Origin of the sequence: Pantoea sp. Lu_F5_004, assembly GCF_051136245.1 — a bacterium.
In the GTDB taxonomy this organism is placed as follows: Bacteria; Pseudomonadota; Gammaproteobacteria; order Enterobacterales; family Enterobacteriaceae; genus Pantoea; species Pantoea agglomerans.
The window spans coordinates 1,044,952-1,069,930 of record NZ_CP194946.1 but is presented as its reverse complement, the minus strand read 5'-3'; the positions used below and the strand labels follow the sequence as shown (position 1 = coordinate 1,069,930).

At 56.6% G+C, this 24,979-nt stretch carries 21 protein-coding genes; 5 read left to right on the top strand and 16 right to left on the bottom strand.

Features of this window, described 5'->3' with window-relative positions:
- The first annotated feature begins 3 nt into the window (after positions 1-3).
- Positions 4-1,272 (top strand): stationary phase inducible protein CsiE, encoded by a 1,269-nt coding sequence (gene csiE / locus ACR8BN_RS05090; RefSeq protein WP_031592496.1) that lies wholly within the window; start codon positions 4-6, stop codon positions 1,270-1,272.
- On the opposite strand, the gene ACR8BN_RS05085 is transcribed toward csiE, so the two are convergent.
- Both ACR8BN_RS05085 and glyA read right to left on the bottom strand, forming a co-directional pair.
- A complete protein-coding gene (locus ACR8BN_RS05085) occupies positions 1,254-2,402 on the bottom strand; it encodes a 3-phenylpropionate MFS transporter (RefSeq protein ID WP_031592498.1) in 1,149 nt (382 codons plus the stop codon). The genes csiE and ACR8BN_RS05085 overlap by 19 nt on opposite strands.
- 442 nt (positions 2,403-2,844) lie before the next feature.
- Entirely contained in the window at positions 2,845-4,098 is a 1,254-nt protein-coding gene (glyA, locus tag ACR8BN_RS05080) for a serine hydroxymethyltransferase (protein WP_010257616.1), read from the bottom strand.
- Positions 4,099-4,425: 327 nt separating this feature from the next.
- On the opposite strand from glyA, the gene hmpA reads away from it, so the two are divergent.
- A complete protein-coding gene (hmpA, locus tag ACR8BN_RS05075; RefSeq protein WP_115757902.1) occupies positions 4,426-5,610 on the top strand; it encodes an NO-inducible flavohemoprotein in 1,185 nt (394 codons plus the stop codon).
- A 55-nt stretch (positions 5,611-5,665) separates the two neighbouring features.
- Here hmpA and glnB read toward each other — a convergent pair whose 3' ends face one another.
- The 5 genes from glnB to purL form a co-directional block, all read right to left on the bottom strand.
- Positions 5,666-6,004 (bottom strand): nitrogen regulatory protein P-II, encoded by a 339-nt coding sequence (gene glnB, locus ACR8BN_RS05070; protein WP_003848647.1) that lies wholly within the window; start codon positions 6,002-6,004, stop codon positions 5,666-5,668.
- Positions 6,005-6,188: 184 nt separating this feature from the next.
- Positions 6,189-7,523: a two-component system response regulator GlrR gene (glrR, locus tag ACR8BN_RS05065; RefSeq protein ID WP_010257627.1), complete on the bottom strand. Its 1,335-nt coding sequence runs from the start codon at positions 7,521-7,523 to the stop codon at positions 6,189-6,191.
- A complete protein-coding gene (gene qseG, locus ACR8BN_RS05060; protein WP_069025289.1) occupies positions 7,523-8,191 on the bottom strand; it encodes a two-component system QseEF-associated lipoprotein QseG in 669 nt (222 codons plus the stop codon). Before qseG ends, glrR begins: the two co-directional genes overlap by 1 nt.
- 3 nt (positions 8,192-8,194) lie before the next feature.
- On the bottom strand, positions 8,195-9,622 hold the full coding sequence (locus ACR8BN_RS05055) for a sensor histidine kinase (RefSeq protein ID WP_039389644.1): 1,428 nt from the start codon (positions 9,620-9,622) through the stop codon (positions 8,195-8,197).
- Positions 9,623-10,200: 578 nt separating this feature from the next.
- On the bottom strand, positions 10,201-14,088 hold the full coding sequence (gene purL, locus ACR8BN_RS05050) for a phosphoribosylformylglycinamidine synthase (protein ID WP_115757900.1): 3,888 nt from the start codon (positions 14,086-14,088) through the stop codon (positions 10,201-10,203).
- A 267-nt stretch (positions 14,089-14,355) separates the two neighbouring features.
- Here purL and mltF point away from each other — a divergent pair, with 267 nt between their 5' ends.
- Positions 14,356-15,822: a membrane-bound lytic murein transglycosylase MltF gene (mltF, locus tag ACR8BN_RS05045; protein WP_033758659.1), complete on the top strand. Its 1,467-nt coding sequence runs from the start codon at positions 14,356-14,358 to the stop codon at positions 15,820-15,822.
- On the opposite strand, the gene tadA is transcribed toward mltF, so the two are convergent.
- Positions 15,819-16,310: a tRNA adenosine(34) deaminase TadA gene (gene tadA, locus ACR8BN_RS05040; RefSeq protein ID WP_434747377.1), complete on the bottom strand. Its 492-nt coding sequence runs from the start codon at positions 16,308-16,310 to the stop codon at positions 15,819-15,821. The genes mltF and tadA overlap by 4 nt on opposite strands.
- 63 nt (positions 16,311-16,373) lie before the next feature.
- Entirely contained in the window at positions 16,374-17,012 is a 639-nt protein-coding gene (yfhb, locus tag ACR8BN_RS05035) for a phosphatidylglycerophosphatase C (protein ID WP_010257641.1), read from the bottom strand.
- A gap of 154 nt (positions 17,013-17,166) precedes the next feature.
- Here yfhb and ACR8BN_RS05030 point away from each other — a divergent pair, with 154 nt between their 5' ends.
- Positions 17,167-18,006: a MurR/RpiR family transcriptional regulator gene (locus ACR8BN_RS05030; protein ID WP_010257643.1), complete on the top strand. Its 840-nt coding sequence runs from the start codon at positions 17,167-17,169 to the stop codon at positions 18,004-18,006.
- Positions 18,007-18,061: 55 nt separating this feature from the next.
- Complete coding sequence (locus ACR8BN_RS05025) at positions 18,062-18,310, top strand: YfhL family 4Fe-4S dicluster ferredoxin (RefSeq protein WP_187500644.1); 249 nt, start codon at positions 18,062-18,064, stop codon at positions 18,308-18,310.
- Here the strand turns inward: ACR8BN_RS05025 and acpS are convergent.
- The 7 genes from acpS to lepA all read right to left on the bottom strand — a co-directional run bounded on the left by acpS (position 18,307) and on the right by lepA (position 24,867).
- Positions 18,307-18,687 (bottom strand): holo-ACP synthase, encoded by a 381-nt coding sequence (gene acpS / locus ACR8BN_RS05020; RefSeq protein WP_010257645.1) that lies wholly within the window; start codon positions 18,685-18,687, stop codon positions 18,307-18,309. The two genes, ACR8BN_RS05025 and acpS, sit on opposite strands and share 4 nt — an antisense overlap.
- Positions 18,687-19,418: a pyridoxine 5'-phosphate synthase gene (gene pdxJ, locus ACR8BN_RS05015; RefSeq protein ID WP_010257647.1), complete on the bottom strand. Its 732-nt coding sequence runs from the start codon at positions 19,416-19,418 to the stop codon at positions 18,687-18,689. Before pdxJ ends, acpS begins: the two co-directional genes overlap by 1 nt.
- Positions 19,419-19,490: 72 nt before the next feature.
- A complete protein-coding gene (recO, locus tag ACR8BN_RS05010) occupies positions 19,491-20,219 on the bottom strand; it encodes a DNA repair protein RecO (RefSeq protein ID WP_010257651.1) in 729 nt (242 codons plus the stop codon).
- A gap of 4 nt (positions 20,220-20,223) precedes the next feature.
- On the bottom strand, positions 20,224-21,129 hold the full coding sequence (gene era, locus ACR8BN_RS05005) for a GTPase Era (RefSeq protein ID WP_434747376.1): 906 nt from the start codon (positions 21,127-21,129) through the stop codon (positions 20,224-20,226).
- A 142-nt stretch (positions 21,130-21,271) separates the two neighbouring features.
- Entirely contained in the window at positions 21,272-21,952 is a 681-nt protein-coding gene (rnc, locus tag ACR8BN_RS05000; protein WP_010257656.1) for a ribonuclease III, read from the bottom strand.
- Positions 21,953-22,083: 131 nt separating this feature from the next.
- Positions 22,084-23,058 (bottom strand): signal peptidase I, encoded by a 975-nt coding sequence (gene lepB / locus ACR8BN_RS04995; protein ID WP_010257658.1) that lies wholly within the window; start codon positions 23,056-23,058, stop codon positions 22,084-22,086.
- A 9-nt stretch (positions 23,059-23,067) separates the two neighbouring features.
- On the bottom strand, positions 23,068-24,867 hold the full coding sequence (gene lepA, locus ACR8BN_RS04990; RefSeq protein ID WP_010257661.1) for a translation elongation factor 4: 1,800 nt from the start codon (positions 24,865-24,867) through the stop codon (positions 23,068-23,070).
- Positions 24,868-24,979: the final 112 nt, after the last annotated feature.

Genomic DNA, 24,979 nt, shown 5'->3' with positions numbered 1-24,979 from the left:
TTGATGAGTTCTGCTACCCCTTTGGCACCACTCTTCACCCGCTCACAGCGTCAGTGCCATCTTTTATTGCTGCTGTTTCTGCCGACACCCGTGCTCACGCTTGAAAAAGTCTGCCAGCTGAATGGTGTCGATCCAGCTGTTGCCCGACAGGATATCGCGGATGTGGGCCTTGAGATACAGCGATATCACCAGCTGGAATTGCATCAGATGGTGGATGGCAGCTTTCGTCTTCATGGCAGAGAGTTGGATCGGCGCCTCTGTCTGCTGCACAACCTGCGACGCAGTTTGCGTTTATCGCAGGATTTCGTCTGCGAGCATTTTGCAGCCCCCCTGCGTCAGCGCCTGAAGGTAATGAAGATTGAGAAAGCGCTCTGGGATGAGACCAATTTACAGGCGCTGATCCAGCACTGTAGCCTGCGTCTGAAGCGCGATTTCAGCGAACGCGACCGGCTTTTTCTGCAGATTTTCATGAAGTATGGATTGTGCCAGCGCCAGCCGGTGCTGTTCAGTGAGGCGCAGTGTCACTGGCTGCAGCAGAAGGCTGAGCGGCAGGCCGCCGAGGATGTAATTCACCACTGGCGAAAACGCTGCCACCTTGCGCCGCCCGTCAGTGAAACCGACTTCTGGACACTGCTGTTCAGCCAGATACATACGCCTGTCGTGGATGCGATTGCCCATCCTGCTGAGCAGCAGTTAATGGCTGCGACCCAGCAGTTGATCAATGACTTTGAACGGTGTGCCGACATCACTTTTGCTGATCGCGACGAGCTGCTTAACCAGCTCTATCCTCATCTGGCACAGGCGCTGGATCGCACCCACTTCACTATCGGCATCGACAACAGCGTGGCGCTGGATGTCAGCCGCCTCTATCCTCGCCTGTTGCGCACCACTCAGCAGGCGCTGCAGGCGTTTGAGCAGCAATATGGGATTGCGTTCAGCCCGGAAGAGGTGAGCTTAATCACCGTTATTTTTGGTGCCTGGCTCATGCAGGAGAATGCGCTGCAGGAGAAGCAGGTGCTGATTCTGACGGGTGACGATACCGATCTGGAGCAGGATGTGGAACAGCAGATCAGGGAGATCACGCTGCTGCCGATCAATATTACCTATCAGGACGTGAAGCAGTTTCAGCGGGATGGCGCACCGCGGGATGTGGACATCATCATTTCGCCCTACCCCACCTCGCTGCCACTCTTCTCTCCGCCGCTGGTGCATGCGGAGCTGCCGCTGACGTTACACCACCAGCAGCGGATTCGTTATTTACTGGAGTCGTAGCCGGGACGCAGAAATAGCGCGGGCAGTGCCACCAGAGCCATCACCCAGAACAGATGCCCCTGCAGATGAGCGAACAGCACGCCGCAGATCATGGTCATTATCGCAATGCCACCCCCCATCGCCAGCGCGGAATAGAGCGACTGCAGGCGGATCACTTCCGCTCCCTGACGCGCCGCGATAAAGCGCATCGCCGCCAGATGACAGACGGTGAAGCTGCCACAGTGAAGGATTTGCGCCACAATCAGCAGCGGCAGCGCGGTAGTGGCCCCCATCAGGCTCCAGCGGATCAACGCACAAATGCCCGAAAGCAGCAGCAGATCGCGCGCGCTCCAGCGGCGGAACAACCGGTTGCTCAGAGCAAACACGACGATCTCGGCCACCACGCCCAGCGACCAGAGATAACCCACCGTGGAGGCCGAATAGCCACTCTCCTGCCACCAGATAGCACTGAAGCCGTAATAGGCGGCGTGCGCACCCTGCAGCAGTGTTACGCAGAGCATAAATCGCCATACCGCATTCTCACGCAGCAATTCACGCCACACCTGCCAGCCGCCGCCCGCCGCGCCCTGCCGTTCATTACCCTGTGGCTGGGTGGCGGGGGTCAGCATCATGCCTGCCAGCATAGAGATGACACCGACGGAGAGCAGCAGCAAAATGGCGTTTGAAGAGTAAGCACTGACCAGCACGCCGGTTAACGCCGAGCTGATCACAAAGGCCAGCGAACCCCACAGCCTGACCGGCCCATACGCCAGCCCAATCTGCTGTGTCCAGGTAGCAGCCAGCGCATCGCTGAGCGGGACCAGCGGCGAGAAAAAGAGGTTAAAGCCGATCATGACCGTCAGCAGCCACATCCACTGCTCACCCACCCAGAAACCGGCGGCGAACAGGCAGGTCATCAGCGCCAGCAGGCGCAGCGCCGTAATCAGTCGGGCGGGATTTTTGACCTGAGAGGCGATAAGCAGACTGCCGACAAAGCGTGCCACCATGCCACAGCCGAGCAGGAGGCCAATCTTTTCAGCATCAAGACCGGTGCCTTTCAGCCACACGCCCCAGAATGGCAGATAGATGCCGTAACAGAAGAAGTAAGTGAAGTAGCCCAATCCGAGCCATCTGGCGGAGCCGATTGCCATATTCCCTCCAGCAAGAGTGCTGCCTGGCAGCATGAGTGGGCGCTACTCTGGCAGAGCGCCGCAGGACAGGCAATAAAAAAGGATGGCTGATGCCATCCTTTCAGAACACTAACCAATCCAAATCAGAGCGCCTCTTGCCGCTACATCTGAATTTCACGCGCAGGAAACACGGTCAGAGGAGGAAAGCGTCCCGCGCCATGGACAAAAACGCCGGGAGCGTTTTTGAACAACGCAACGCGTTGGCCCGGTTACGGGCGCACCTCAGGGATGAGGTGCGTAATCGCGCGGGCCGAGCGGCCAGGGATTGGCTTTAGCGACTTTCCGATCTGACCGCGTTTCCTGAGCAACTCCGGTATCACAGCTAACACGCACTCGTTTTTTAACAATAAAAAAAGGATGGCTGATGCCATCCTTTGTATGCTGTCTCACAACAGGTTAACGATTAAGCGTAGACCGGCAGACGGCTGCAGATTTCCAGCACTTTCTTTTTGGTGCGCTCAATGGTCGCTTCGTCATTGACGTTATCCAGCACATCCGCAATCCAGCCAGCCAGCTCACGCACGTCTGCTTCGTTGAAGCCACGACGGGTAACAGCTGGTGTACCGATACGGATACCGGAAGTCACAAACGGGCTTTTCGGATCGTTAGGCACGCTGTTTTTGTTAACCGTGATGTTGGCACGGCCCAGCGCCGCATCCGCTTCTTTACCGGTCAGGTTTTTGCTCACCAGATCGATCAGGAACAGATGGTTATACGTGCCGCCAGAAACGATGTCATAGCCACGCTCAATCAGCACCTCAACCATCGCTTTGGCATTTTTTGCCACCTGCTGCTGGTAGGTTTTGAATTCCGGCTCCATAGCCTCTTTGAACGCGACCGCTTTACCAGCGATAACGTGCATCAGAGGGCCACCCTGACCGCCAGGGAAGACGGCAGAGTTCAGTTTCTTATAGAAATCTTCGTCGCCGTTTTTCGCCAGAATGATACCACCGCGCGGACCCGCCAGCGTTTTGTGGGTGGTAGAGGTCACGATGTGCGCATGTGGGATCGGACTTGGATAAACGTCTGCAGCAATCAGGCCGGCAACGTGTGCCATGTCCACAAACAGCCATGCACCTACGCTATCCGCGATTTCGCGCATTTTCGCCCAGTCGCAAACGCCGGAGTAAGCTGAGAATCCGCCAACGATCATTTTTGGCTTGTGGGTTTTCGCCAGTTCAGCCAGTTCGTCGTAGTCAATTTTACCGGTCTCATCGATACCGTAAGCCACGACGTTATAGAGTTTGCCCGACAGGTTAACCGGTGAGCCGTGAGTCAGGTGCCCACCGTGCGCCAGGTTCATCCCCAGAATAGTATCGCCCGGCTGCAGCAGCGCGGTGTAAACCGCGAAGTTAGCCTGTGAACCTGAGTGTGGCTGTACGTTAGCGTAATCGGCGCCAAACAGTTCTTTTGCGCGATCGATCGCCAGCTGCTCAACGATATCAACGTACTCACAGCCGCCGTAGTAGCGTTTGCCCGGATACCCTTCAGCGTATTTATTGGTGAGCTGAGAACCCTGTGCCTGCATAACACGCGGGCTGGTGTAGTTTTCAGAAGCAATCAGTTCAATGTGCTCTTCCTGACGCACTGTCTCCTGCTCCATCGCCTGCCACAACTCGGCATCGTAATCGGCAATGTTCATATCACGCTTTAACATCCGGATCTCCTGACTCAGCTAACTTTCTGACGGTATTTACCCCCCTTCAGGGGCGAAGGCCCACAGTGTAAACCGTTTTAACAGGTGAAGGTAGGGTGAACCTCCTCTTTTTACGCAAACGATTGGCTGGCTACTGGCAGGGCTTTTTTACACCTTTTCACCCTGTTCAGACGCCACGATTTTTCTTCAGGATGTGACGGCGGTTTCTCAGGATGCACCTAAAAGTTGCCACTCTGACAACCGGGAAATTTATCGGGTTATTTACACAACAGGCGAGACGGCTATAAGATGCATTTAAAATACAACTTTAAATGAGAGGCCGTTTTTATGCTTGATGCACACACTATCGCCACGGTTAAATCGACCCTGCCTGCCATCGCCGCCTGTGGTCCTGCGCTTACCGCACACTTCTATGACCGCATGCTGTCGCACCATCCGGAACTCAAAAATGTTTTCAATATGAACAACCAGCGCAATGGCGATCAGCGTGAAGCGCTGTTCAATGCCATTTGTGCCTATGGCGCGAATCTGGAGAACCTGGCCGTGCTGCTGCCCGCAGTGGAAAAGATTGCGCAGAAACATACCAGCCTGAACATTCAGCCTGCGCAATACGCCATCGTCGGTGAAAATCTGCTGGCAACCATTAAAGAGCTGCTGAATCCGGGTGAAGAGGCGCTGGCAGCCTGGGGCCGGGCCTATGGCGTACTGGCGGATGTGTTCATTAATCGCGAAGAGGAGATTTATCAGGCGACGGAGCAGCAAACCGGTGGCTGGCGCGGCACCCGTGCGTTTCGCATCAGTGCTATTGAGCAACAGAGCGAGGTGATTAAAAGCTTTACCTTCAGTCCGGCAGATGGCGGCCCGGTGGTGGCCTTTAAACCGGGTCAGTATCTGACGGTGCATCTGCAGCCCGCCAGTTTCGAACATCACCAGATTCGTCAGTACTCGCTTACTCACCTCAGTAATGGCAAAGATTATCGGATTGCGGTGAAACGTGAAGCGCAGGGCACCGTCTCCGGCTGGCTGCATCAGAATGGCAAAGTGGGTGATGAGCTGATGCTGGCCGCACCGCATGGCGACTTCTTCCTTGAGGTCGATGCTGCAACCCCGGTGGCGCTGATTTCCGCGGGGGTGGGTCAGACGCCGATGCTGGCCATGCTGCATGCCCTGGCGGCCCGTCAGCACCGCGCGCCGGTCAGCTGGCTGCACGCAGCAGAGAACGGCAAACAGCATGCATTTGGCCCGGAAGTGATAGCCACGGGCGCGCAGCTCACCGATTTCGTCAGTCAGGTCTGGTATCGCGATCCCGCCGCTGAAGATGCCGGTCGCTATGACGCGCAGGGTCTGATGGATATCACCGCGATCTCCGCACGTCTCGCCTCACCCGACACCCACTTCTACCTCTGCGGTCCACTGCCCTTTATGCAGCATGTGGTGGCACAACTGCGCGATGCCAGCGTGGAAGACACACGCATTCATTACGAACTCTTTGGCCCCCATAAAGGGATGTAATTGAGCAATAAAAAAAGCCCGCAGCGCGGGCTTTTTTATGCGGATAAAAAGACAATCAGATCGCCTCTTCATCCTCTTCGCCAGTACGGATGCGCACCACGCGCGCCACGTCGAAGACAAAGATTTTACCGTCACCGATTTTGCCGGTCTGCGCAGTGCGCATAATGGTCTCGACGCAGGTATCAACGATATCGTCGCCCACCACCATCTCGATTTTCACTTTAGGCAAAAAGTCGACCATATACTCTGCGCCGCGGTAAAGCTCGGTGTGCCCTTTCTGGCGGCCAAAACCTTTTACTTCACTCACGGTCATCCCGGTGATGCCGACTTCCGCTAAGGCTTCACGGACATCATCGAGTTTGAATGGTTTGATAATCGCATCAATCTTTTTCATGTCAGACCCTTTTTCACTCCCTCCATGGTCAGAGGGTTTATCAAGTATAAATGTTGCTGGCGCTGTCGGGCGGTAATATCCGGGATTATTCAGGTTGCCGCAAGCGCTGCCAGATTATGCTGACCGCACCCATTCTGATTCGGGCCTGAGCAGGCAACCTGCCGGTGTCACGCCGCAGCCTCCGCTACTCTTTGAAATCACTGGCATCCAGCTCATGACGAGACAGCAGCTTATAGAACTCCGTGCGGTTGCGTCCAGCCAGACGTGCGGCATTGGTCACATTGCCTTTAGTCATCTGCAACAGCTTACGCAGATAGTTCAGCTCAAACTGATTGCGCGCCTCAGCAAAGGTCGGCAAAGCGCTGTTCTCACCGCTCAGCGCCTGCTCCACCAGCGCATCGCTGATTACCGGCGATGAGCTCAGCGCCACACACTGCTCAATCACGTTAACCAGCTGGCGCACATTGCCCGGCCAGCTGGCCGCCATCAACCGCTTCATCGCATCAACGGAAAAACTGCGGATCTGCGGTTTATGCCGTTCCGCCGCCTGACGCAGCAGATGATTAGCCAGCAGCGGAATATCTTCAGTGCGCTGATGCAGCGCCGGAATCTTCAGGTTCACAACATTAAGACGATAGAAGAGATCCTCACGAAACTCCTTTTTCTCCATCGCCTTGGGCAAATCGCGATGCGTGGCTGAAATAATGCGCACGTCGATCTCAATATCATGATCGCTGCCCAGCGGCCTGACCTTACGCTCCTGCAACACCCGCAGCAACTTAACCTGTAGCGGTTGCGGCATATCGCCAATCTCATCCAGGAACAGCGTGCCACCACCTGCAGTTTTAAACAGGCCGTCACGGGCACTGACTGCGCCGGTAAAGGCCCCTTTGGCATGCCCGAACAGCTCTGACTCCAGTAGCTGCTCCGGCAGTGCGCCACAGTTAATGGCGACAAAGGGCTTACCGTTTCGCGGGCTGGCGGCGTGAATCGCCTGAGCCAGCATCTCTTTACCGGTACCGCTCTGCCCGTTAATCAGCACGCTGACATCCGACTGCGCCACCATGTGCGCCTGCTCCAGCAGCCGCAACATCAGCGGGCTGCGGGTGACGATCGCTTCACGCCAGCGGTCATCGCTGACTGGCGCCTGCTGAGCCAGTGCTTCATCAATCGCTTTGTAGAGCGCATCTTTATCCACCGGCTTGGTCAGGAAGCTGAAGACGCCCTGCTGCGTGGCGGAAACCGCGTCCGGGATTGAGCCGTGCGCCGTCAGGATAATTACTGGCAGACCGGTGTGGCGTTTCTGGATCTCGCCAAACAGCGCCAGACCATCCATCTCATCCATTCGCAGGTCGCTGATCACCAGCTCGATCTTCTCTTTCTGCAACAGACGCAACGCTTCGGGGCCGCTGGCCGCGGTGGTGACCTGATAACCTTCGCTGCGAAGACGCATGCCCAGCAGCTTCAGCAGGCTGGGATCGTCATCCACCAGCAGCAGTTTTGCCGCTTGTCTGACCATTATTGCTCCTCATCCTGCGGCAACGCAGTGCCGTGGCCGCTGTCAGAAACATCCGGGGCTTTCCGCGATGAAAGCTGGCGCTCAATATCAGTAAGCCGCTCCAGCTTATGCTGCGTGTCGCTGAGCTGCTGCTGCTGTTTAACCATCTGCTGACGTATCGCCTCCAGCTGGGTATCGCTGCTCTGTTGCAGATGGACATAACGGGTACGCGCTTCACTCAGGTCGAGCTGCGCGGCCTGATTACTGCGCCACAACTGGAGCAGCGGACGCACAGACTGCGGGAAATCGCTGCTGTAGCGATCCAGGGTTTCAACATAGCGACGACGCTCCACTGGCGTCACGTTGCCGTTCGACATCAGCACGCCCTGCTTGAAAGCGCGCGACCAGCTTTCAACCGGCCAGCGGTGGGCTTCGGCTCGGGCCTCGGCGGGGGAAAGGCGTTCAGCGCAATCGATCGCCCGCATCCAGTAGAGGGGATTACTCAGTGCCGCACTATTCTCTATCGTCCACAGGTCACTGCAGCGGGTCGCCAGGTAATCAGCCACTCTGATCTCGGGTTCCGCCACCTGATGGCCTGACGGCAGGGATGAGGTGGCCGGGGAGGTCGTACATCCGCTGAGCAGCAGCGTGGTCAGTGTGCTCAACAGCAAAGCGGGTAAATATTTCATCAGTCAGACATTCCCGGCGGTGGTGTTCAGTTCAATTCGAAAACAGACGTCAGCCTGCTCGCAGGAGACCAGCGTCAGGTCGCCATGCATACGGCGCAGGCAATCTTTGGCAATACTCAATCCCAGCCCGCTGCCTTTTACCGGCCCTTTGCGCTGCTGGCTACCCTGGAAAAAAGGTTCGAAAATCATTGCCTGTTCTTCCGGCGGGATCGGCGTACCGCTGTTCGCGACATCAATCCAGACCCGATCGCCCTGCTGCTGACTGCGCAGCCAGATGGTACCGGATTCGCTGCCGTAGTTCACGGCGTTCGAATAGAGATTATCGATGACCCGCATCAGTAACATCGGTTCGGCAAGGCAGTGACTGACCGCCAGATCGACAACCGTCTGCATGAGTTTGGCGCGCGCCGAGAGTGCGTGTGCATTCACCACCCCCGCCACAATTTCCGCCACGCTGACCGGTTCCAGCTGGATCGGGCCATCTGCCAGTTTACGGTTGTAATCAAGCAGCTGTTCAATCAGCCGCTGCAGATGACGGCTGCTGCCGTCGAGGATAGTGACCACCTCTTTTTGATCGGCGTTCAGCGACCCGGCTACCTCGTCCGCCAGCAGTTCGGTGCCTTCACGCAGGCTGGCCAGCGGCGTTTTCAGTTCGTGAGAAAGATGGCGCAGGAATTCATGGCGCTGCGATTCCAGCCACTGAAGCCGTTCGCTGAGCCAGACGATGCGCTGTCCCAGCGAGCGTAACTCGCGCGGGCCGCGAAATGTCACACTGTTACCCAGTTCCCGGCCTTCGCCAAGCCGGTTGATCATCCGCTCAATACGCTTGACCGGCCCGATAATCATGCCGGTAAACAGCGTCATCAACGCCAGACTGATGATAAACAGAATCAGCGCCTGCCAGCCAAAAAACTGGCCGCGATCGGCAATTTCGCGCTGCAGCTGAAGGCCGCGCGAAAACACCACTTCGCGCGTGTCCTGCACCATCTGCGCATTGGTGGCAGAAAAACGATCCAGCGCCTCTGCGGCAGGCGTAACCGGATTACCGTTATCGCACTTTAACGGTGTCAGCAGCGGCAACGTCGCCTGTAAAGTCTGGAATGCGGGCAGCTCGGGCAGGCTGGCGCTGTGCGAACTCAGCATCTGGCTGTAGCGGGTGTGCTGGGTCTGATAAAGGCGCGCCAGAGAGGCATCATCCAGCACGCAGTACTGGCGATAGCTGCGCTCCAGCTCCACCGCCGTTCGCGCCATCGCCTCACTTCTGCGAACGTCGGTGAAGGTATTGCGGTTGGTATCCGCTGCCTGTTCGCTTAATGCAGAGAGACTTTCCCACGCCTGCCAGGCCAGCACCAGCAACGGCAGCAGCACCAGTACAAACGCCATCAGCACCAGCTGACGCAGAGAACGGGGAAATAAACGCCATTTTTTCACGCAGCCGCTTCCTTAAGATTTGCTGTCTGGATGCTAACGGACTCTGTCAGCGGAAGAAAGGTGTCAGCGGAAGAAAGGGGAACAAAAGAAAACGGCAGGCTCAATGGCCTGCCGCTGGCACGACGCGTGATGCATCGCGTAAAAATGGGTGGAGCCTTACTCAACGTTACGTCCGGTGTTTGATAACGCAAGCGATTATCGGTCAGTTGGACGGCAGGCTCCGTTTGGTGCGTCATTCGGGCTTTATGAGCTCTTCTCCGCTAAGCGGGGCAATCATAAACAGGTGAATGAGCAGCTGCATGAGTATAGCAAGTTCCATGCCAGAAAATAAATCATTATATTTTTCAGCAGATTGAATAAGCTTACCGGACAACTGTTGCGCAAAATCTGATTACAGTAAGTGAAAACTGTCTCCGCAGAGCGACATGAAATCGCGCCTGATGGGTGCTCATTAAAAATCAACGAGATAGATGTCGCCATAAAGAGACAGTGCGAGATGCTCATTGTCGCCATTTGCCAACAGAGCCACAAAAAAAACAGGAGGCACACTGGCCTCCTGCTCTTTTCAGCGGATTAAATTAACCCAGCTGTTTACGCGCATTGCGGAATATACGCATCCACGGGCTATCTTCGCCCCACTCTGCCGGATGCCAGGAGTTGCTGACGGTGCGGAACACCCGCTCCGGATGCGGCATCATGATAGTGACGCGACCACTTTCATTGGTCACGGCAGTGATGCCGTTTGGTGAGCCATTCGGGTTAGCCGGATAGGTTTCTGTTACCTTGCCGAAGTTATCGACAAAGCGCAGTGCAACCAGCCCTTTCGACTCCAGCGCCGCCAGATGTGAAGCATCACGCACTTCAACAAAGCCTTCACCGTGCGAAACGGCGATAGGCATATGCGAACCGGCCATGCCGTCCAGCAACAGCGAGGGACTGGCGGCCACTTCTACCAGACTGAAGCGCGCTTCAAAGCGCTCAGACTGGTTACGCACAAAGCGTGGCCAGAGATCGCTGCCTGGGATCAGTTCACGCAGATTAGACATCATCTGGCAACCGTTGCAGACGCCCAGCGCCAGGGTTTGCGGACGGTGGAAGAAGGTTTCGAACTCGTCACGCACGCGCGGGTTGAACAGAATCGATTTCGCCCAGCCTTCACCGGCACCCAGCACATCGCCGTAAGAGAAGCCGCCACAGGCGACCAGCGCCTGGAACTCTTCCAGACCGCGACGTCCGGCCAGCAGATCGCTCATGTGAACGTCAATGGCGGTGAAGCCTGCCCGATCAAAGGCGGCTGCCATCTCTACATGGGAGTTCACGCCCTGCTCACGCAGCACCGCGACCCTTGGACGTGCGCCAGTGGCGATCATCGGGGCAGCAACATCTTCCTGCGGATTAAAGGTCAGATTAACGTTTAGGCCAGGATCGCTGTCGTTTTTCTTCGCTTCATGTTCCTGATCGGCACATGCCGGGTTGTCGCGCAGACGCTGCATCTGCCAGGTGGTTTCCGCCCACCAGGTTCGCAACGTGTTGCGGCTTTCACTGTAGACCGCGCTGTCACCAGAACGGATCACAAAGCGATCGCCCGGCTGCGCGCTGCCCAGCAGATGTGTCGAGCCGGCAAGACCTTGATCCGCCAGGATCTGCTCAACCACGGCGCGATCGGCGGCGTTGATCTGAATCACCGCACCCAGCTCTTCGGTAAACAGGGCGGCCAGCGCATCGTTACCCAGCGAGGCGATGTCAACGTCAACACCGCAGTGACCGGCAAAGGCCATCTCGGCCAGCGTCACCAGCAGACCACCGTCGGAGCGATCGTGATAAGCCAGCAGTTTCTGCTCAGCCACCAGCGCCTGGATGGCATTGAAGAAGCCCGCCAGCTGAGCGGCATCGCGCACGTCGGCAGGTTTGTCGCCAAGCTGACGATAAACCTGTGACAGCGCCGTTGCGCCCAGCGTATTCGCGCCGTTGCCCAGATCGATCAGCAGCAGCAGGTTATCCTGATCGGCCTGCAGTTGTGGCGTGACGGTGCGACGGACATCTTCGACGCGGGCAAAAGCGGTAATCACCAGCGACAGCGGTGAGGTCATTTCGCGCTGTTCGCTGCCTTCCTGCCAGCGTGTTTTCATCGACATCGAATCTTTACCGACCGGGATGGTGATCCCCAGCGCCGGACAAAGCTCCTCGCCGACCGCTTTCACCGCCGCATATAAACCGGCATCTTCACCCGGATGACCGGCTGCGGACATCCAGTTTGCGGAAAGCTTCACACGCTTCAGCGAACCAATATGGGTAGCCGCCAGGTTGGTCAGGGCTTCACCGACCGCCAGACGACCCGACGCTGCGAAATCCAGCAGCGCAACCGGTGAACGTTCGCCCAGTGCAAACGCTTCGCCGTGGTAGCTGTCGAGGCTGGCGGTAGTCACCGCACAGTTGGCAACCGGGATCTGCCACGGTCCCACCATCTGGTCGCGCGCCACCATGCCGGTCACGCTGCGGTCACCGATGGTGATCAGGAAGGTTTTTTCCGCCACGGCAGGCAGATGCAGCACGCGGTTCACCGCATCGACCAGCGTAATGCCGTCACGCTGCAGGGCAGTGCCCTGCGTCTGCTGCGTCACCACATCCCGCGTCATCTTCGGCGTTTTGCCCAGCAGGACATCAAGTGGCATATCGATCGGTTTATTACCGAAATGACTATCTTCCAGGCTCAGGTGCAGCTCTTCGGTGGCTTCACCAATGACCGCGAACGGTGCGCGTTCGCGCTGACAAATCGCCTCAAACTGCGCCAGCTGATCGGGTGCCACTGCCATCACATAACGTTCCTGTGATTCGTTACACCAGACCTCCAGCGGACTCATGCCTGGCTCATCACTCAGGATGTCACGCAGGTTAAACCGGCCGCCACGACCGCCATCGCTGACCAGCTCCGGCATCGCATTGGAGAGGCCGCCAGCGCCCACGTCGTGGATAAACAGAATCGGGTTCTCTTCGCCCAGCTGCCAGCAGCGGTCAATCACTTCCTGACAACGGCGTTCCATTTCCGGGTTATCACGCTGTACCGAGGCAAAGTCGAGATCGGCGTCAGACTGGCCCGAGGCCATCGATGACGCCGCGCCGCCGCCCAGGCCGATGTTCATTGCCGGACCGCCCAGCACCACCAGCTTCGCGCCTACGGTGATTTCACCTTTCTGCACGTGATCGGCACGGATATTCCCGATGCCGCCCGCCAGCATAATCGGCTTATGGTAGCCACGCAGCTCAGTGCCGTTGTGGCTGGTGACCTGCTCTTCATAGGTACGGAAGTAACCATTCAGAGCCGGACGACCAAATTCATTGTTAAATGCAGCGCCGCCCAGCGGGCCATCGGTCATAATTTCCAGCGCACTGACGATGCGGTCCGGTTTGCCGAAGTCCTCTTCCCACGGCTGTTCAAAGCCTGGGATACGCAGGTTCGATACGGAGAAACCGACAAGGCCCGCTTTTGGCTTAGAACCCCTTCCGGTTGCGCCTTCATCACGGATTTCACCACCGGAACCGGTCGCAGCACCAGGCCACGGCGAGATGGCCGTTGGGTGGTTATGGGTTTCCACCTTCATCAGGATGTGTGCGGCTTCCTGATGCCAGCGGTATTCGCTCTCTCCGGCGTCAGCAAAGAAGCGGCCAACCTCTGAGCCTTCCATCACGGCGGCGTTATCTTTGTAAGCAGAGAGCACGTAGTCCGGCGTCTGCTCCATGGTGTTTTTGATCATCTTAAACAGCGACTTTGGCTGTTTCTCGCCGTCGATAATCCAGTCGGCGTTGAAGATCTTGTGACGACAGTGCTCAGAGTTCGCCTGCGCAAACATATAGAGTTCAATGTCGTTGGGATTGCGGCCCAGTGCGGTAAACGCCGCCACCAGGTAGTCGATTTCATCGTCGGCCAGCGCCAGACCCAGGGAGATATTCGCCTGAACCAGCGCCTGACGGCCCTCACCCAGCAGATCGACACTTTTCACCGGCTGTGGCGTGTGATGCGCGAACAGCTGTTCAGCCTGCGCCAGATCGCCGAAGACCGTTTCCATCATCCGATCGTGCAGCAGTGTGCCCAGCGTTTGCCACTGCGCTTCCGTCAGTTGCGGGGCCTGTACATAAAAGGCCAGGCCGCGCTCCAGACGACGTACCTGCGGCAGGCCGCAGTTGTGGGCAATGTCAGTGGCTTTGGATGACCAGGGCGAAATGGTGCCGGGACGAGGCGTCACCAGCAGCAGACGACCCTGTGGGGCATGTTCAGCGAGAGAGGGACCATATTTCAGCAGGCGCTGCAGACGGCTCTGTTCGTCAGCGCTTAAGGGCGTGCTGACATCAGCAAAATGGATGTACTCAGCGTAAATATCACTCACCGGCAGATGAGCGTCCTGAAAGCGGGTCAGCAGTTTGTTTACACGAAATGCCGACAGGGCGGGCGAACCACGCAGAATTTCCATTAATAAATCTCTCGTCAGGGCGCCGGGCGACGCTTCATTGGGCGCAACAGGGAAAACGGGGCGTATTATAGAGAAAGCGACCTCGCGACGAAACCGTTTGCGCACAATTTTTGGCGACCCGGATTTGCCTGAATTTTGCGCAAAAGCTGCTATAAAAGTTGCTCAGCGTGATTTTGTTGCGCAAAATGCCCCTCGCTCTGGGAGTTCAAAGAAGACAAATACTGCCTTTAAAAGACAGAGGCCTTAGAGCCAGCGAGAGATAACTATTTGAAACGCCTAAAATTTAATTATCTGTTTATCGGTCTGGTTGCCGTGCTGTTAGCGTTAGCGCTATGGCCATCCATTCCCTGGTATGGGGGTGGGCAGGACCAGATTTCACAGATTAAATCACGGGGAGTACTGCGTGTCAGTACCATCAATTCCCCGTTGACTTACTACACAGTGAACCAATCTCCGGCCGGTATGGATTATGAGCTGGCAAAACGCTTCGCCGATTATCTGGGCGTCAAACTCAAGGTGACAGTACGTCCCAACCTGAGCGATCTGTTTGACGATTTAGATGATGGCAAAGCCGATTTGCTGGCCGCGGGTCTGAACTACAACAGCGAACGCCTGACCCGCTATCAGACCGGGCCAGGCTACTACAACGTTTCGCAGCAGCTGGTCTATCGCGTGGATAAGCCGCGCCCTAAAAACCTCGGTGACTTAAAGGGGCGGCTGACTGTTGCATCAGGATCGGCGTATCTGTCAACGCTGAAGAGCGCGCGGTCAAACCAGTACCCCGATCTGGACTGGGCGATCTCCACCGATCAAAGTCCTAAAGCCCTGCTGGAAGCGGTGGCAGACGGCAAGCTCGACTATACGATTGGTGACTCCGTGACCATCGCTCTGTTGCAGCGCATCTATCCGCAGCTGGCGGTGGCGTTTGATGTCACTGATGAAGAGCCGGTCACCTGGTATGTGAGGCACAGCGATGACGACAGCCTGAATGCCGCGATGCTCGACTTCTTTAACGGTATGGGTGAAGAAGGGGCGATGGCGCGGCTGGAGGAGAAATATCTCGGCCACGTCGGCACCTTTGATTATGTCGATACCCGCACTTTCCTGCGCGCCATCGACAACACGCTGCCTGACATCAAACCGCTGTTTGAGAAGTACGCCACCAGCATTGACTGGCGACTGCTGGCGGCGATCTCCTATCAGGAGTCGCACTGGAACCCGCAGGCCACCTCCCCTACCGGCGTGCGCGGCATGATGATGCTGACCCGTAACACCGCTGAGAGCCTGGATGTGGGCGACCGGACCGATCCCGAACAGAGCATTCGCGGCGGCAGTCAGTATCTGCAGGATATGATGGCGAAGGTGCCGCAGACCATCCCGGAAGATGAGCGCATCTGGTTTGCGCTGGCGGCCTATAACATGGGCTATGCCCATATGCTGGATGTCCGTAAACTCACTGCCCGCCAGGGGGGTAATCCGGATAGCTGGGCGGATGTGAAGCTGCGTCTGCCCATGCTGAGCCAGAAGCGTTACTACACTCAGACAGCTTATGGCTATGCCCGTGGGCATGAAGCCTATAACTATGTGGAGAACATCCGCAAATATCAGTTAAGCCTGGTGGGTTATCTGCAGGAGCAGGAAAAACGCCTGGCGCAGCAGGCTGAAGCACAACAAGCACAGGCCGAACTGGCCAAAGGCTATCCGGCGGTCGAACCAAAGATCGCCATGAATTAATTCTGGCGTTGCGCCTGCCGCAGCGCTTTTTTCTGCTCGCGACGCATACGGAAGAAGTCGCTCAGCATAGCGGCACACTCTTCAGCCAGCACGCCGCTCTGTAATTCAACCTGATGATTCATGCCGGGGTGCCCCAGCACATCGAGCAGCGATCCTGCCGCTCCACTTTTGATATCGTGCGCACCGTAGACCAGCCGGCTGATGCGGCTGTGAACCATGGCGCCGGCGCACATCACGCACGGCTCCAGCGTCACGTAGAGCGTGGTGTCCAGCAGACGATAATTTTCCAGTACTTTACCGCCCTGCCGCAACGCCATAATCTCCGCATGCGCCGTCGGATCGTGCTGGCCGATGGGCCGGTTCCAGCCTTCACCGATCACCCGGTCATTCTGAACCAGCACCGCACCCACCGGCACTTCGTCCTGCTCCCAGGCCCGGCGCGCCAGGTCAAGCGCATGGCGCATCCAGTATTCATCTTGTTGTTTCATGCTGACCACTCCGGGCGACAGAAAAGCGGCGCATTATAGCGGTCTCACCGATCCTTTAGAAACTTATTCCAGCTGTTGCAGCTCACCTGCGGGTGTTACGCGCCAGCGATGCTGACAGAAAAACAGCAGCGGGTTGTCCTGTTTGCTGTCGCTATAGCCGCTGTAGAGCTGTAGCGGCGTGCCGATTTTCTCTTCCAGCTGTGCCACTTTCTCATGGCCGAGGCAGCGCATTGCCAGTACCCGCCCGCCCCAGCCGCGCTGCATCTGACTGGCAATCAGCTTCACGCGTGGCAGAAACGCGGAGTCGTAATAGACCTGCTCCACCAGAGACTGTGGCGATCCGGTGATAAGCCAGACGTCAGCATCATCACTGCCGAGGTAATCGGTCAGGCGCTGCTGAACCACCGGAAAGGCTTTAACGCGCAGGCGGAACCACTGCGCAAATTCGGCTTCGAGTTGCAGCAGCGTCCGCTCAGAACGGCCAAAAGTAATAGACCAGAGCAGCAGGCTCATGGGCCAGCGTGCCGCACGGCCTTTAAACAGCAAGCCGATACCCACTACCGGCAATAACGGCACCACCAGCAGCAGATTAAGCGGTCGGCGACGCAGCAGATAGCGCATAAAAGTGCCGAACATGTCCTGCTGGTGCAAAGTGCCATCCAGGTCAAAAAATACGACGCGACGTTGTGTTCCCCTGGTCAAACAACTCTCCTTCAGGCTGATTCTGGAATGATAAAGAGTAGTGTAGCCATCATCAGGCGCTACGGCGATGACTGTCATTTTTAATTCCGATGACTACAATGCCTGATGAATAGTTTATTCTTCACAGATTATCCCTGAATTACGAGGATTGGGCATGAGTTCATTGCTGCGCATTCGCCAGCTTTATCCACGTCTGGCATTGAACGAGCGTCGGCTGGCTGATTTTCTACTGTCGCAACCCGATCGGGCGCGCCACCTGAGTTCGCAAAAGCTGGCGGAAGAGTCTGGCGTCAGCCAGTCGAGCGTGGTGAAGTTTGCTCAGAAACTGGGATACAAAGGTTTTCCGGCGCTTAAGCTGGCTCTGAGTGAGTCACTGGCGGACAAAGATGCCATTACCGTGCATAACCATATCCTCAGCGACGATCCCCTTAAAATGGTGGGTGAGAAGCTGCTGACGGAGAAACTCTCGGCGATCCGCGCCACGCTGGATATCAACAGCGAAGAGAAACTCAACGATGTGTTACAGCTGCTGAAAAATGCCCGGCGTATTTTACTGGTGGGCATCGGCGCTTCGGGTCTGGTGGCGAAGGACTTCTCCTGGAAGCTGATGAAGATTGGCATCAATGCGGTGGCGGAGCAGGATATGCACGCCCTGCTGGCCAGCGTGCAGGCGATGGGGCCAGGCGATGTGCTGCTCGCCATCTCTTACACCGGTGAACGGCGGGAGATCAATCTGGCCGCGCAGGAGGCGGTTCAGGTAGGCGCCGATGTGGTGGCCTTTACCGGCTTTACGCCGAATACGCTGCAACAGAGCGCCAGTTACTGTCTCTATACGGTGGCGGAGGAGCAGAGTACCCGCAGCGCGGCCATCTCCTCGACCACGGCGCAACTGGCCCTGACCGATCTGCTGTTTATGGCGCTGGTGCAAAACGATCCGGAACGCGCGTCCAGTCATATTCGCCACAGCGAAGCGCTGGTGAAAAAGCTGGTCTGATCAGCGGCAGCGCGTATAATACCCGCGCTTTTTCTGTTGTTATCAGGTGGGTAAAATGGCGCTGTTGATTACGGCCAGATGCATTAACTGCGATATGTGTGAACCGGAGTGCCCGAACCAGGCCATTTCACTGGGCGTTGCGATCTATGAGATTGATGTCAGCCGCTGCACGGAATGCGTCGGGCATTATGAGACGCCAACCTGTCAGCAGGTATGCCCCATCGACAACACCATCATCATTGACCCACAGCACACCGAATCACGCGATGCGCTGTGGGAGAAGTTCGTGCTGCTGCACGGCTAGCTTTCAATGATCACCGTGGCGCAGGCGTAGTGACGCTCATCGGCCAGCGTCACGTGAACGTGTTTAACGCCCAGCCTCTCTGCCACTTCAGCGGCATGCTGAAAGAAGCGTAATCCCGGTTTTCCCAGCGCATCGTTGTAAACTTCAAACTGATTAAACGCCAGACCACCGCGAATACCGGTGCCAAAGGCTTTTGCCGCCGCCTCTTTTACCGCAAAGCGTTTAGAGAGAAAGCGCACCGGCTGCTTGTGCGCCTGATATTGCTGCCATTCGGCTTCGCTCAGCACCCGCCGTGCCAGCCGGTCGCCGGAGCGTTCAATCACCCCGGCGATACGTTCAATCTCAACGATGTCCGTACCCAGTCCCAGAATAGCCATCAGCGACGGGCTTCACGCAGCAGTTGCTTCATCTCTTTGACCGCATCCGGCAGGCCACTCATCACCGCACGACCAATAATCGCATGGCCGATATTCAGCTCATGCATTTCCGGCAGCGCCGCAATCGGCAGCACGTTGTGATAGGTCAGACCGTGACCGGCATTGACCTTCAGTCCCAGGCTGGCGGCAAAGGTCGCGGCGTGGCGGATACGCGCCAGCTCAGCGTCACGCGCCAGTCCCTCTGGTGCTTCGGCGTAGGCGCCGGTATGGATTTCGATGTAAGGCGCGCCGCTGGCCACGGCCGCTTCAATCTGACGGTGATCGGCATCGATAAACAGCGAAACCAGAATGCCTGCGTCACTCAGCAGTCGTACGGCCGCGTTCATCTTCTCCTGCTGCCCCGCCACATCCAGCCCGCCTTCAGTGGTCACTTCCTGACGCTTTTCCGGCACCAGACAGCAGAAATGGGGCTGGATATCACAGGCGATGCCGATCATCTCATCGGTGACCGCCATCTCCAGATTCATACGCGTCTGGATAGTGTCACGCAGGATACGCACGTCGCGATCAGTGATGTGACGGCGATCTTCGCGCAGGTGCACGGTAATACCGTCTGCGCCCGCCTGCTCGGCGATAAACGCCGCCTGCACCGGATCGGGATAGTTTGTCCCACGGGCGTTACGCACCGTAGCAATGTGATCGATATTGACGCCTAACAGCAACTCAGCCATGACCATCCTCACTTCTTTTTCATCGTGATGTTGAGTGTACCGCGCAAAGTTAAACAGGCGGTACGACCCGCGCTATTCTTCTGCCTGTTCAGGCTTTTTCTTCGGGATAAACTGGCGGAACAGCTCCTGACTCTTCAGCGGCTTGCCACCAAGATAGGGCTTCAGGGCGATGCGGGTAAACCGCTTCGCGGCGCGCAGAGTGTCGGCATCGGGAAACTCTCGCTCGCACAGGGCGCGCAATTCGCGGCCGGTAAAGCTGCGCTGATTGACCACCAGGCTGGCAATAAAGCCGCGCTCTTCGCGGTAGCTGTACGTCATGTTGTCGCTGACCGGCTCGCCGCTGCCGGCGCAGTGCAGGAAATCGACGCCATAACCCAGGTGACCGAGCAGCGCCAGTTCAAAACGCCGCAGTGCCGGTTCGGGCTTGCCGTGCGTTGAGGCTAATGCCTGAAGGCAGTTGAGATAGTCGAAGAAGAGTTCTGAGAAGGGGAATTCCTGCTGCAATACGCGAGAGACCAGCTCATTGACGTAGAGACCGCAGTAGAGCGTGATGCCGCTGAGCGGTAAGGCCAGCGACACCGCTTCGGCATTGCGCAGGGTTTTGACTTCCCCGCGCCCGCTCCAGCGAACCAGCAGCGGGGTAAAAGGCTGTAACGCCCCCTTCAGCTGCGAGCGCCGCGAACGTGCGCCCTTGGCCAGAACCCGCACCCGCCCTTCGCTTTCGCTGAACAGGTCGAGCAGCAGACTGGTTTCGCTGAAGGGGCGACTATGCAGCACAAAGGCGCGTTGCCAGCCTTCCATTGAATCAGAGATCGTCTGTATAACCCAGGCTGCGCAGCGCACGTTCGTCATCTGCCCAGCCGGATTTCACTTTCACCCACAGTTCTAGATGCACTTTCGCTTCGAACATCTCTTCCATGTCTCGGCGCGCTTCTGTTCCGATGACTTTGATTTTGGCGCCTTTGTTGCCAATCACCATCTTCTTCTGCCCTTCGCGCTCAACCAGAATCAGACCGTGAATGTCGTAACCGCCACGTTCGTTGGTCACGAAGCGCTCGATCTCAACCGTAACGGAGTAAGGCAGTTCAGCCCCCAGGAAGCGCATCAGTTTTTCACGGATAATCTCTGACGCCATGAAACGCTGTGAGCGGTCGGTGATGTAATCTTCCGGGAAGTGATGATCGGCCTGCGGCAGATGCTTGCGGGTAATCGCCGCAATGGTATCGACGTTTTTGCCGCTCTCAGCAGAAATAGGCACGATATCGAGGAAGTTCATCTGCTGGCTCAGGAACTGCAGATGCGGCAGCAGAATGCTTTTATCCTGGATGTTATCGACCTTATTGATCGCCAGCACCACCGGCACTTTATTGTCGCGCAGTTTGCCCAACACCATCTCATCATCGGGCGTCCAGCGGGTGCCTTCAACCACGAAGATCACCAGTTCTACGTCGCCAATAGAGCTGCTGGCTGCGCGGTTCATCAGACGGTTAATGGCGCGCTTCTCTTCCATGTGCAGACCGGGAGTATCGACGTAGATCGCCTGATATTCGCCTTCGGTATGAATGCCCATGATGCGGTGGCGCGTGGTTTGCGGCTTACGCGAGGTGATCGACACCTTCTGCCCCAGCAACTGGTTCAGTAAGGTGGATTTACCGACGTTTGGTCGGCCAACAATCGCGACAAAGCCGCAATAAGTAACGTTTTCGCTCATTCGAGTCCTGAATTGTTCAGCGCCTGATGCGGCGCCGAAAGAGTGCTATTTGAGTCATGTGTCATTCAGCGTCTTCTGACGCCGGGATAGAGTGTCGGGTTAATGGTTCAGTGCCGGTTTCGGCACTGTCACCCCGACAGATCTATTCAAGACCTAATTTTATCAGTGCCTGTTCAGCCGCTGCCTGCTCAGCTTTACGACGGCTGGAGCCGACGCCGACAACCGGCTCGGCCATGCCACTCACCTGACAGTGAATGGTGAATTCCTGATCGTGGGCTTCGCCACGTACCTGTACTACCAGATAACTTGGCAGCGGCAGATGACGTCCCTGCAGATACTCCTGCAGGCGCGTTTTCGGATCTTTTTGTTTGTCGCCAGGACTGATTTCGTCGAGGCGGGTCTGATACCAGTCGAGGATCAGCTGCTCTACCCGCTCAATACTGCTGTCGAGGAAGATACCGCCAATCAGCGCTTCCACCGTATCCGCCAGGATCGATTCACGACGGAAACCGCCGCTTTTCAGCTCACCGGGTCCCAGGCGCAGGCACTCGCCAAGATCAAATTCGCGAGCCATTTCAGCCAGCGTGTTGCCCCGCACCAGCGTGGCGCGCATGCGGCTCATGTCACCTTCATCAACCCGCGGGAAGCGGTGATAAAGGGCATTAGCAATCACATAGCTAAGAATAGAATCGCCAAGAAATTCCAGGCGTTCGTTGTGCTTACTGCTGGCGCTGCGGTGAGTCAGGGCCTGCTGTAACAGTTCCGAATGAGTAAAAGTGTAGCCCAGTTTGCGCTGAAGCTTGTTAATCAGGATGGGGTTCATGCGATTCCAGTTCTTTGTTGCGTCTGTGACTCTGCATACCAAACGGGGCTGGTAATCCAACACGTTCCGTTTGGTGTGCAGTGGCCTCCCTGAGGAGGCCACCCGATTTGCCTGTTAATCAGACAATAATGTTAGTGGATACCACCGATGCGACTGAATCGCACGCCGGTTGGCCACTGGCCTTCTTGTTTCTCAAAGCTCATCCAGATAGCGACCGCTTTACCGACCAGATTACGCTCCGGGACAAAGCCCCAGTAGCGGCTGTCGGCGCTGTTATCACGGTTGTCGCCCATCATGAAGTATTGCCCTTTCGGCACGACCCAGCTCGCCTGCGGCTGACCCGGCTGCTGATAATACATGCCTGCCTGACTCTGCGCTTCGTTTACCAGCAGAATGTCATGCGTCACGTTACCGATTGTCTCTTTGCGGGTTCCCAGGCGCAAACCACCGCGCAGGGTATCGCCCTGCGGCACCTGATAAAAACCGTTGCCGGTTTCGTTGCCATCAAAGCCGCTAAAGGTCTGAACAAAGTTGCTTGGCTCAACGTCGGTGTAAGTTACCGCTAACGCTGTGTCACAGGCTTTATCATCGGAGCAGGTCGGTTTCACCGTCAGCGTTTTGCTGTAAGGATCATAAATGACTTTGTCGCCCGGCAGGCCGATAACGCGCTTAATGTAATCCAGGCTCGGATCTTTCGGGTATTTAAATACCGCGATATCGCCGCGCTTCGGCTGACCGGTTGGGATCAGCGTCGTCTGGGTGATCGGATCCTTGATGCCGTAAGCAAACTTCTCCACCAGGATAAAGTCACCAATCAACAGCGTCGGCATCATCGAGCCAGAGGGAATCTGGAATGGTTCGTAGATAAACGAACGCACGATGAAAACCACGGCCAGCACCGGGAACACGGATGCGGTCGTTTCAACCCAGCCTGGCTTTGCAGCGACCTTCGCCAGCGTTTTGCTGTCGAGCGCGTTACCGGTCTGTGCCTGAGCCTCAGCCTGTTTCGCGCGACGCGCGGGTGCCCATTTAAAACGATCAATTACCCATACGATGCCAGTAATCAGCGTCGCTATCGCCAGAATCAGGGCGAACATATTAGCCATTGGAAATCCTTATTTGCTGTCCTTACCGACATGCAGAATGGCGAGGAACGCTTCCTGTGGCAGCTCAACGTTACCAACCTGCTTCATTCGCTTCTTACCATCTTTCTGCTTCTGCAACAGTTTCTTCTTACGGCTGACGTCACCGCCATAACACTTGGCGAGAACGTTTTTACGCAGCTGTTTCACCGTTGAACGCGCGATAATGTGGTTGCCGATGGCAGCCTGAATCGCAATATCAAACTGCTGACGCGGGATGAGCTCTTTCATTTTCTCAACCAGATCGCGTCCGCGATAAGGCGCGTTGTCACGGTGGGTAATCAGTGCCAGCGCATCCACACGCTCAGAGTTAATCAGTACGTCAACGCGTACCATGTCTGAAGGCTGGAACCGTTTAAAGTTGTAATCCAGCGAGGCATAACCGCGCGAGGTTGATTTCAGACGGTCAAAGAAGTCGAGTACCACTTCAGCCATCGGAATTTCGTAAGTCAGTGCCACCTGATTGCCGTGGTAAACCATGTTGGTCTGCACGCCACGCTTCTCAATACAGAGCGTGATAACGTTGCCCAGATATTCCTGCGGCAGCAGCATGTGACATTCGGCAATCGGTTCACGCAGCTCTTCGATATTGTTCAGTGCCGGCAGCTTGGATGGGCTGTCGACATGAACGATTTCGCCGCTGGTCGTCACGACTTCATACACCACCGTCGGTGCGGTAGTGATCAGATCGAGATCGTATTCGCGCTCCAGACGCTCCTGGATGATCTCCATGTGCAGCAGACCGAGGAAGCCGCAGCGGAAACCAAAGCCCAGCGCCGTTGAGCTTTCTGGCTCATAGAACAGCGAGGCGTCGTTCAGGCTCAGCTTACCGAGCGCATCACGGAACGCTTCATAGTCGTCAGAGCTGATAGGGAACAGACCGGCGTAAACCTGTGGCTTCACTTTTTTAAAGCCTGGCAGCGCTTTGTCAGCCGGGTTACGTGCGGTAGTCAGCGTATCGCCCACTGGTGCGCCGAGGATATCTTTAATGGCGCAGACCAGCCAGCCTACTTCGCCGCAGTTCAGCTCATTACGATCAACCCGTTTCGGGGTGAAGATACCCAGCCGGTCAGCGTTATAAACCTGGCCGGTGCTCAGGACTTTGATCTTGTCGCCTTTGCGCATGGTGCCGTTTTTCACGCGCACCAGGGAAACAACACCCAGGTAGTTATCGAACCAGGAGTCGATAATCAGTGCCTGCAGCGGCGCTTCCGGATCGCCTTCTGGCGGCGGAATGTCGCGCACTAAGCGTTCCAGCACTTCCGGAACGCCGACGCCGGTTTTGGCTGAGCAGCGCACCGCGTCAGTTGCATCAATGCCGACGATATCTTCAATTTCCTGCGCGGCGCGATCGGGATCGGCAGCGGGCAGGTCAATTTTGTTCAGAACCGGCACCACTTCCAGATCCATCTCCATCGCGGTGTAGCAGTTCGCCAGTGTCTGCGCTTCAACACCCTGACCGGCATCCACCACCAGCAGCGCGCCTTCGCAGGCGGCCAGTGAGCGGGAAACTTCATAGGAGAAGTCTACATGTCCTGGGGTATCGATGAAATTGAGCTGGTAAGTTTGGCCGTCTTTCGCGTGGTAATCGAGTGTGACGCTCTGTGCTTTGATGGTGATGCCACGCTCGCGCTCCAGATCCATAGAGTCAAGAACCTGCGCAGCCATTTCACGAGCGGTGAGGCCGCCACAAATCTGAATCAGGCGGTCAGAGAGCGTAGATTTGCCATGGTCGATATGAGCGATGATGGAGAAATTTCTTATGTGCTTCATTTATTGGGATATCTTCGCTTAAAATTCAGTTGAAAACCTGAGCACAGACACATTCAGGAAGATCGCTCTTTACCCACAATCCTGTCAGCCTCATTAATGACGACGCATATTA

What these genes read in the sequence shown, in the direction of transcription:
- era (WP_434747376.1), bottom strand. Translation starts at nt 21,129, where the DNA reads ATGAGCGAAAACGTTACTTATTGCGGCTTTGTCGCGATTGTTGGCCGA.
- ACR8BN_RS05030 (WP_010257643.1), top strand. Translation starts at nt 17,167, where the DNA reads ATGAGTTCATTGCTGCGCATTCGCCAGCTTTATCCACGTCTGGCATTG.
- hmpA (WP_115757902.1), top strand. Translation starts at nt 4,426, where the DNA reads ATGCTTGATGCACACACTATCGCCACGGTTAAATCGACCCTGCCTGCC.
- lepB (WP_010257658.1), bottom strand. Translation starts at nt 23,058, where the DNA reads ATGGCTAATATGTTCGCCCTGATTCTGGCGATAGCGACGCTGATTACT.
- recO (WP_010257651.1), bottom strand. Translation starts at nt 20,219, where the DNA reads ATGGAAGGCTGGCAACGCGCCTTTGTGCTGCATAGTCGCCCCTTCAGC.
- acpS (WP_010257645.1), bottom strand. Translation starts at nt 18,687, where the DNA reads ATGGCTATTCTGGGACTGGGTACGGACATCGTTGAGATTGAACGTATC.
- purL (WP_115757900.1), bottom strand. Translation starts at nt 14,088, where the DNA reads ATGGAAATTCTGCGTGGTTCGCCCGCCCTGTCGGCATTTCGTGTAAAC.
- glrR (WP_010257627.1), bottom strand. Translation starts at nt 7,523, where the DNA reads ATGGTCAGACAAGCGGCAAAACTGCTGCTGGTGGATGACGATCCCAGC.
- qseG (WP_069025289.1), bottom strand. Translation starts at nt 8,191, where the DNA reads ATGAAATATTTACCCGCTTTGCTGTTGAGCACACTGACCACGCTGCTG.
- ACR8BN_RS05025 (WP_187500644.1), top strand. Translation starts at nt 18,062, where the DNA reads ATGGCGCTGTTGATTACGGCCAGATGCATTAACTGCGATATGTGTGAA.
- glyA (WP_010257616.1), bottom strand. Translation starts at nt 4,098, where the DNA reads ATGTTAAAGCGTGATATGAACATTGCCGATTACGATGCCGAGTTGTGG.
- ACR8BN_RS05085 (WP_031592498.1), bottom strand. Translation starts at nt 2,402, where the DNA reads ATGGCAATCGGCTCCGCCAGATGGCTCGGATTGGGCTACTTCACTTAC.
- tadA (WP_434747377.1), bottom strand. Translation starts at nt 16,310, where the DNA reads ATGAAACAACAAGATGAATACTGGATGCGCCATGCGCTTGACCTGGCG.
- glnB (WP_003848647.1), bottom strand. Translation starts at nt 6,004, where the DNA reads ATGAAAAAGATTGATGCGATTATCAAACCATTCAAACTCGATGATGTC.
- csiE (WP_031592496.1), top strand. Translation starts at nt 4, where the DNA reads ATGAGTTCTGCTACCCCTTTGGCACCACTCTTCACCCGCTCACAGCGT.
- rnc (WP_010257656.1), bottom strand. Translation starts at nt 21,952, where the DNA reads ATGAACCCCATCCTGATTAACAAGCTTCAGCGCAAACTGGGCTACACT.
- pdxJ (WP_010257647.1), bottom strand. Translation starts at nt 19,418, where the DNA reads ATGGCTGAGTTGCTGTTAGGCGTCAATATCGATCACATTGCTACGGTG.
- lepA (WP_010257661.1), bottom strand. Translation starts at nt 24,867, where the DNA reads ATGAAGCACATAAGAAATTTCTCCATCATCGCTCATATCGACCATGGC.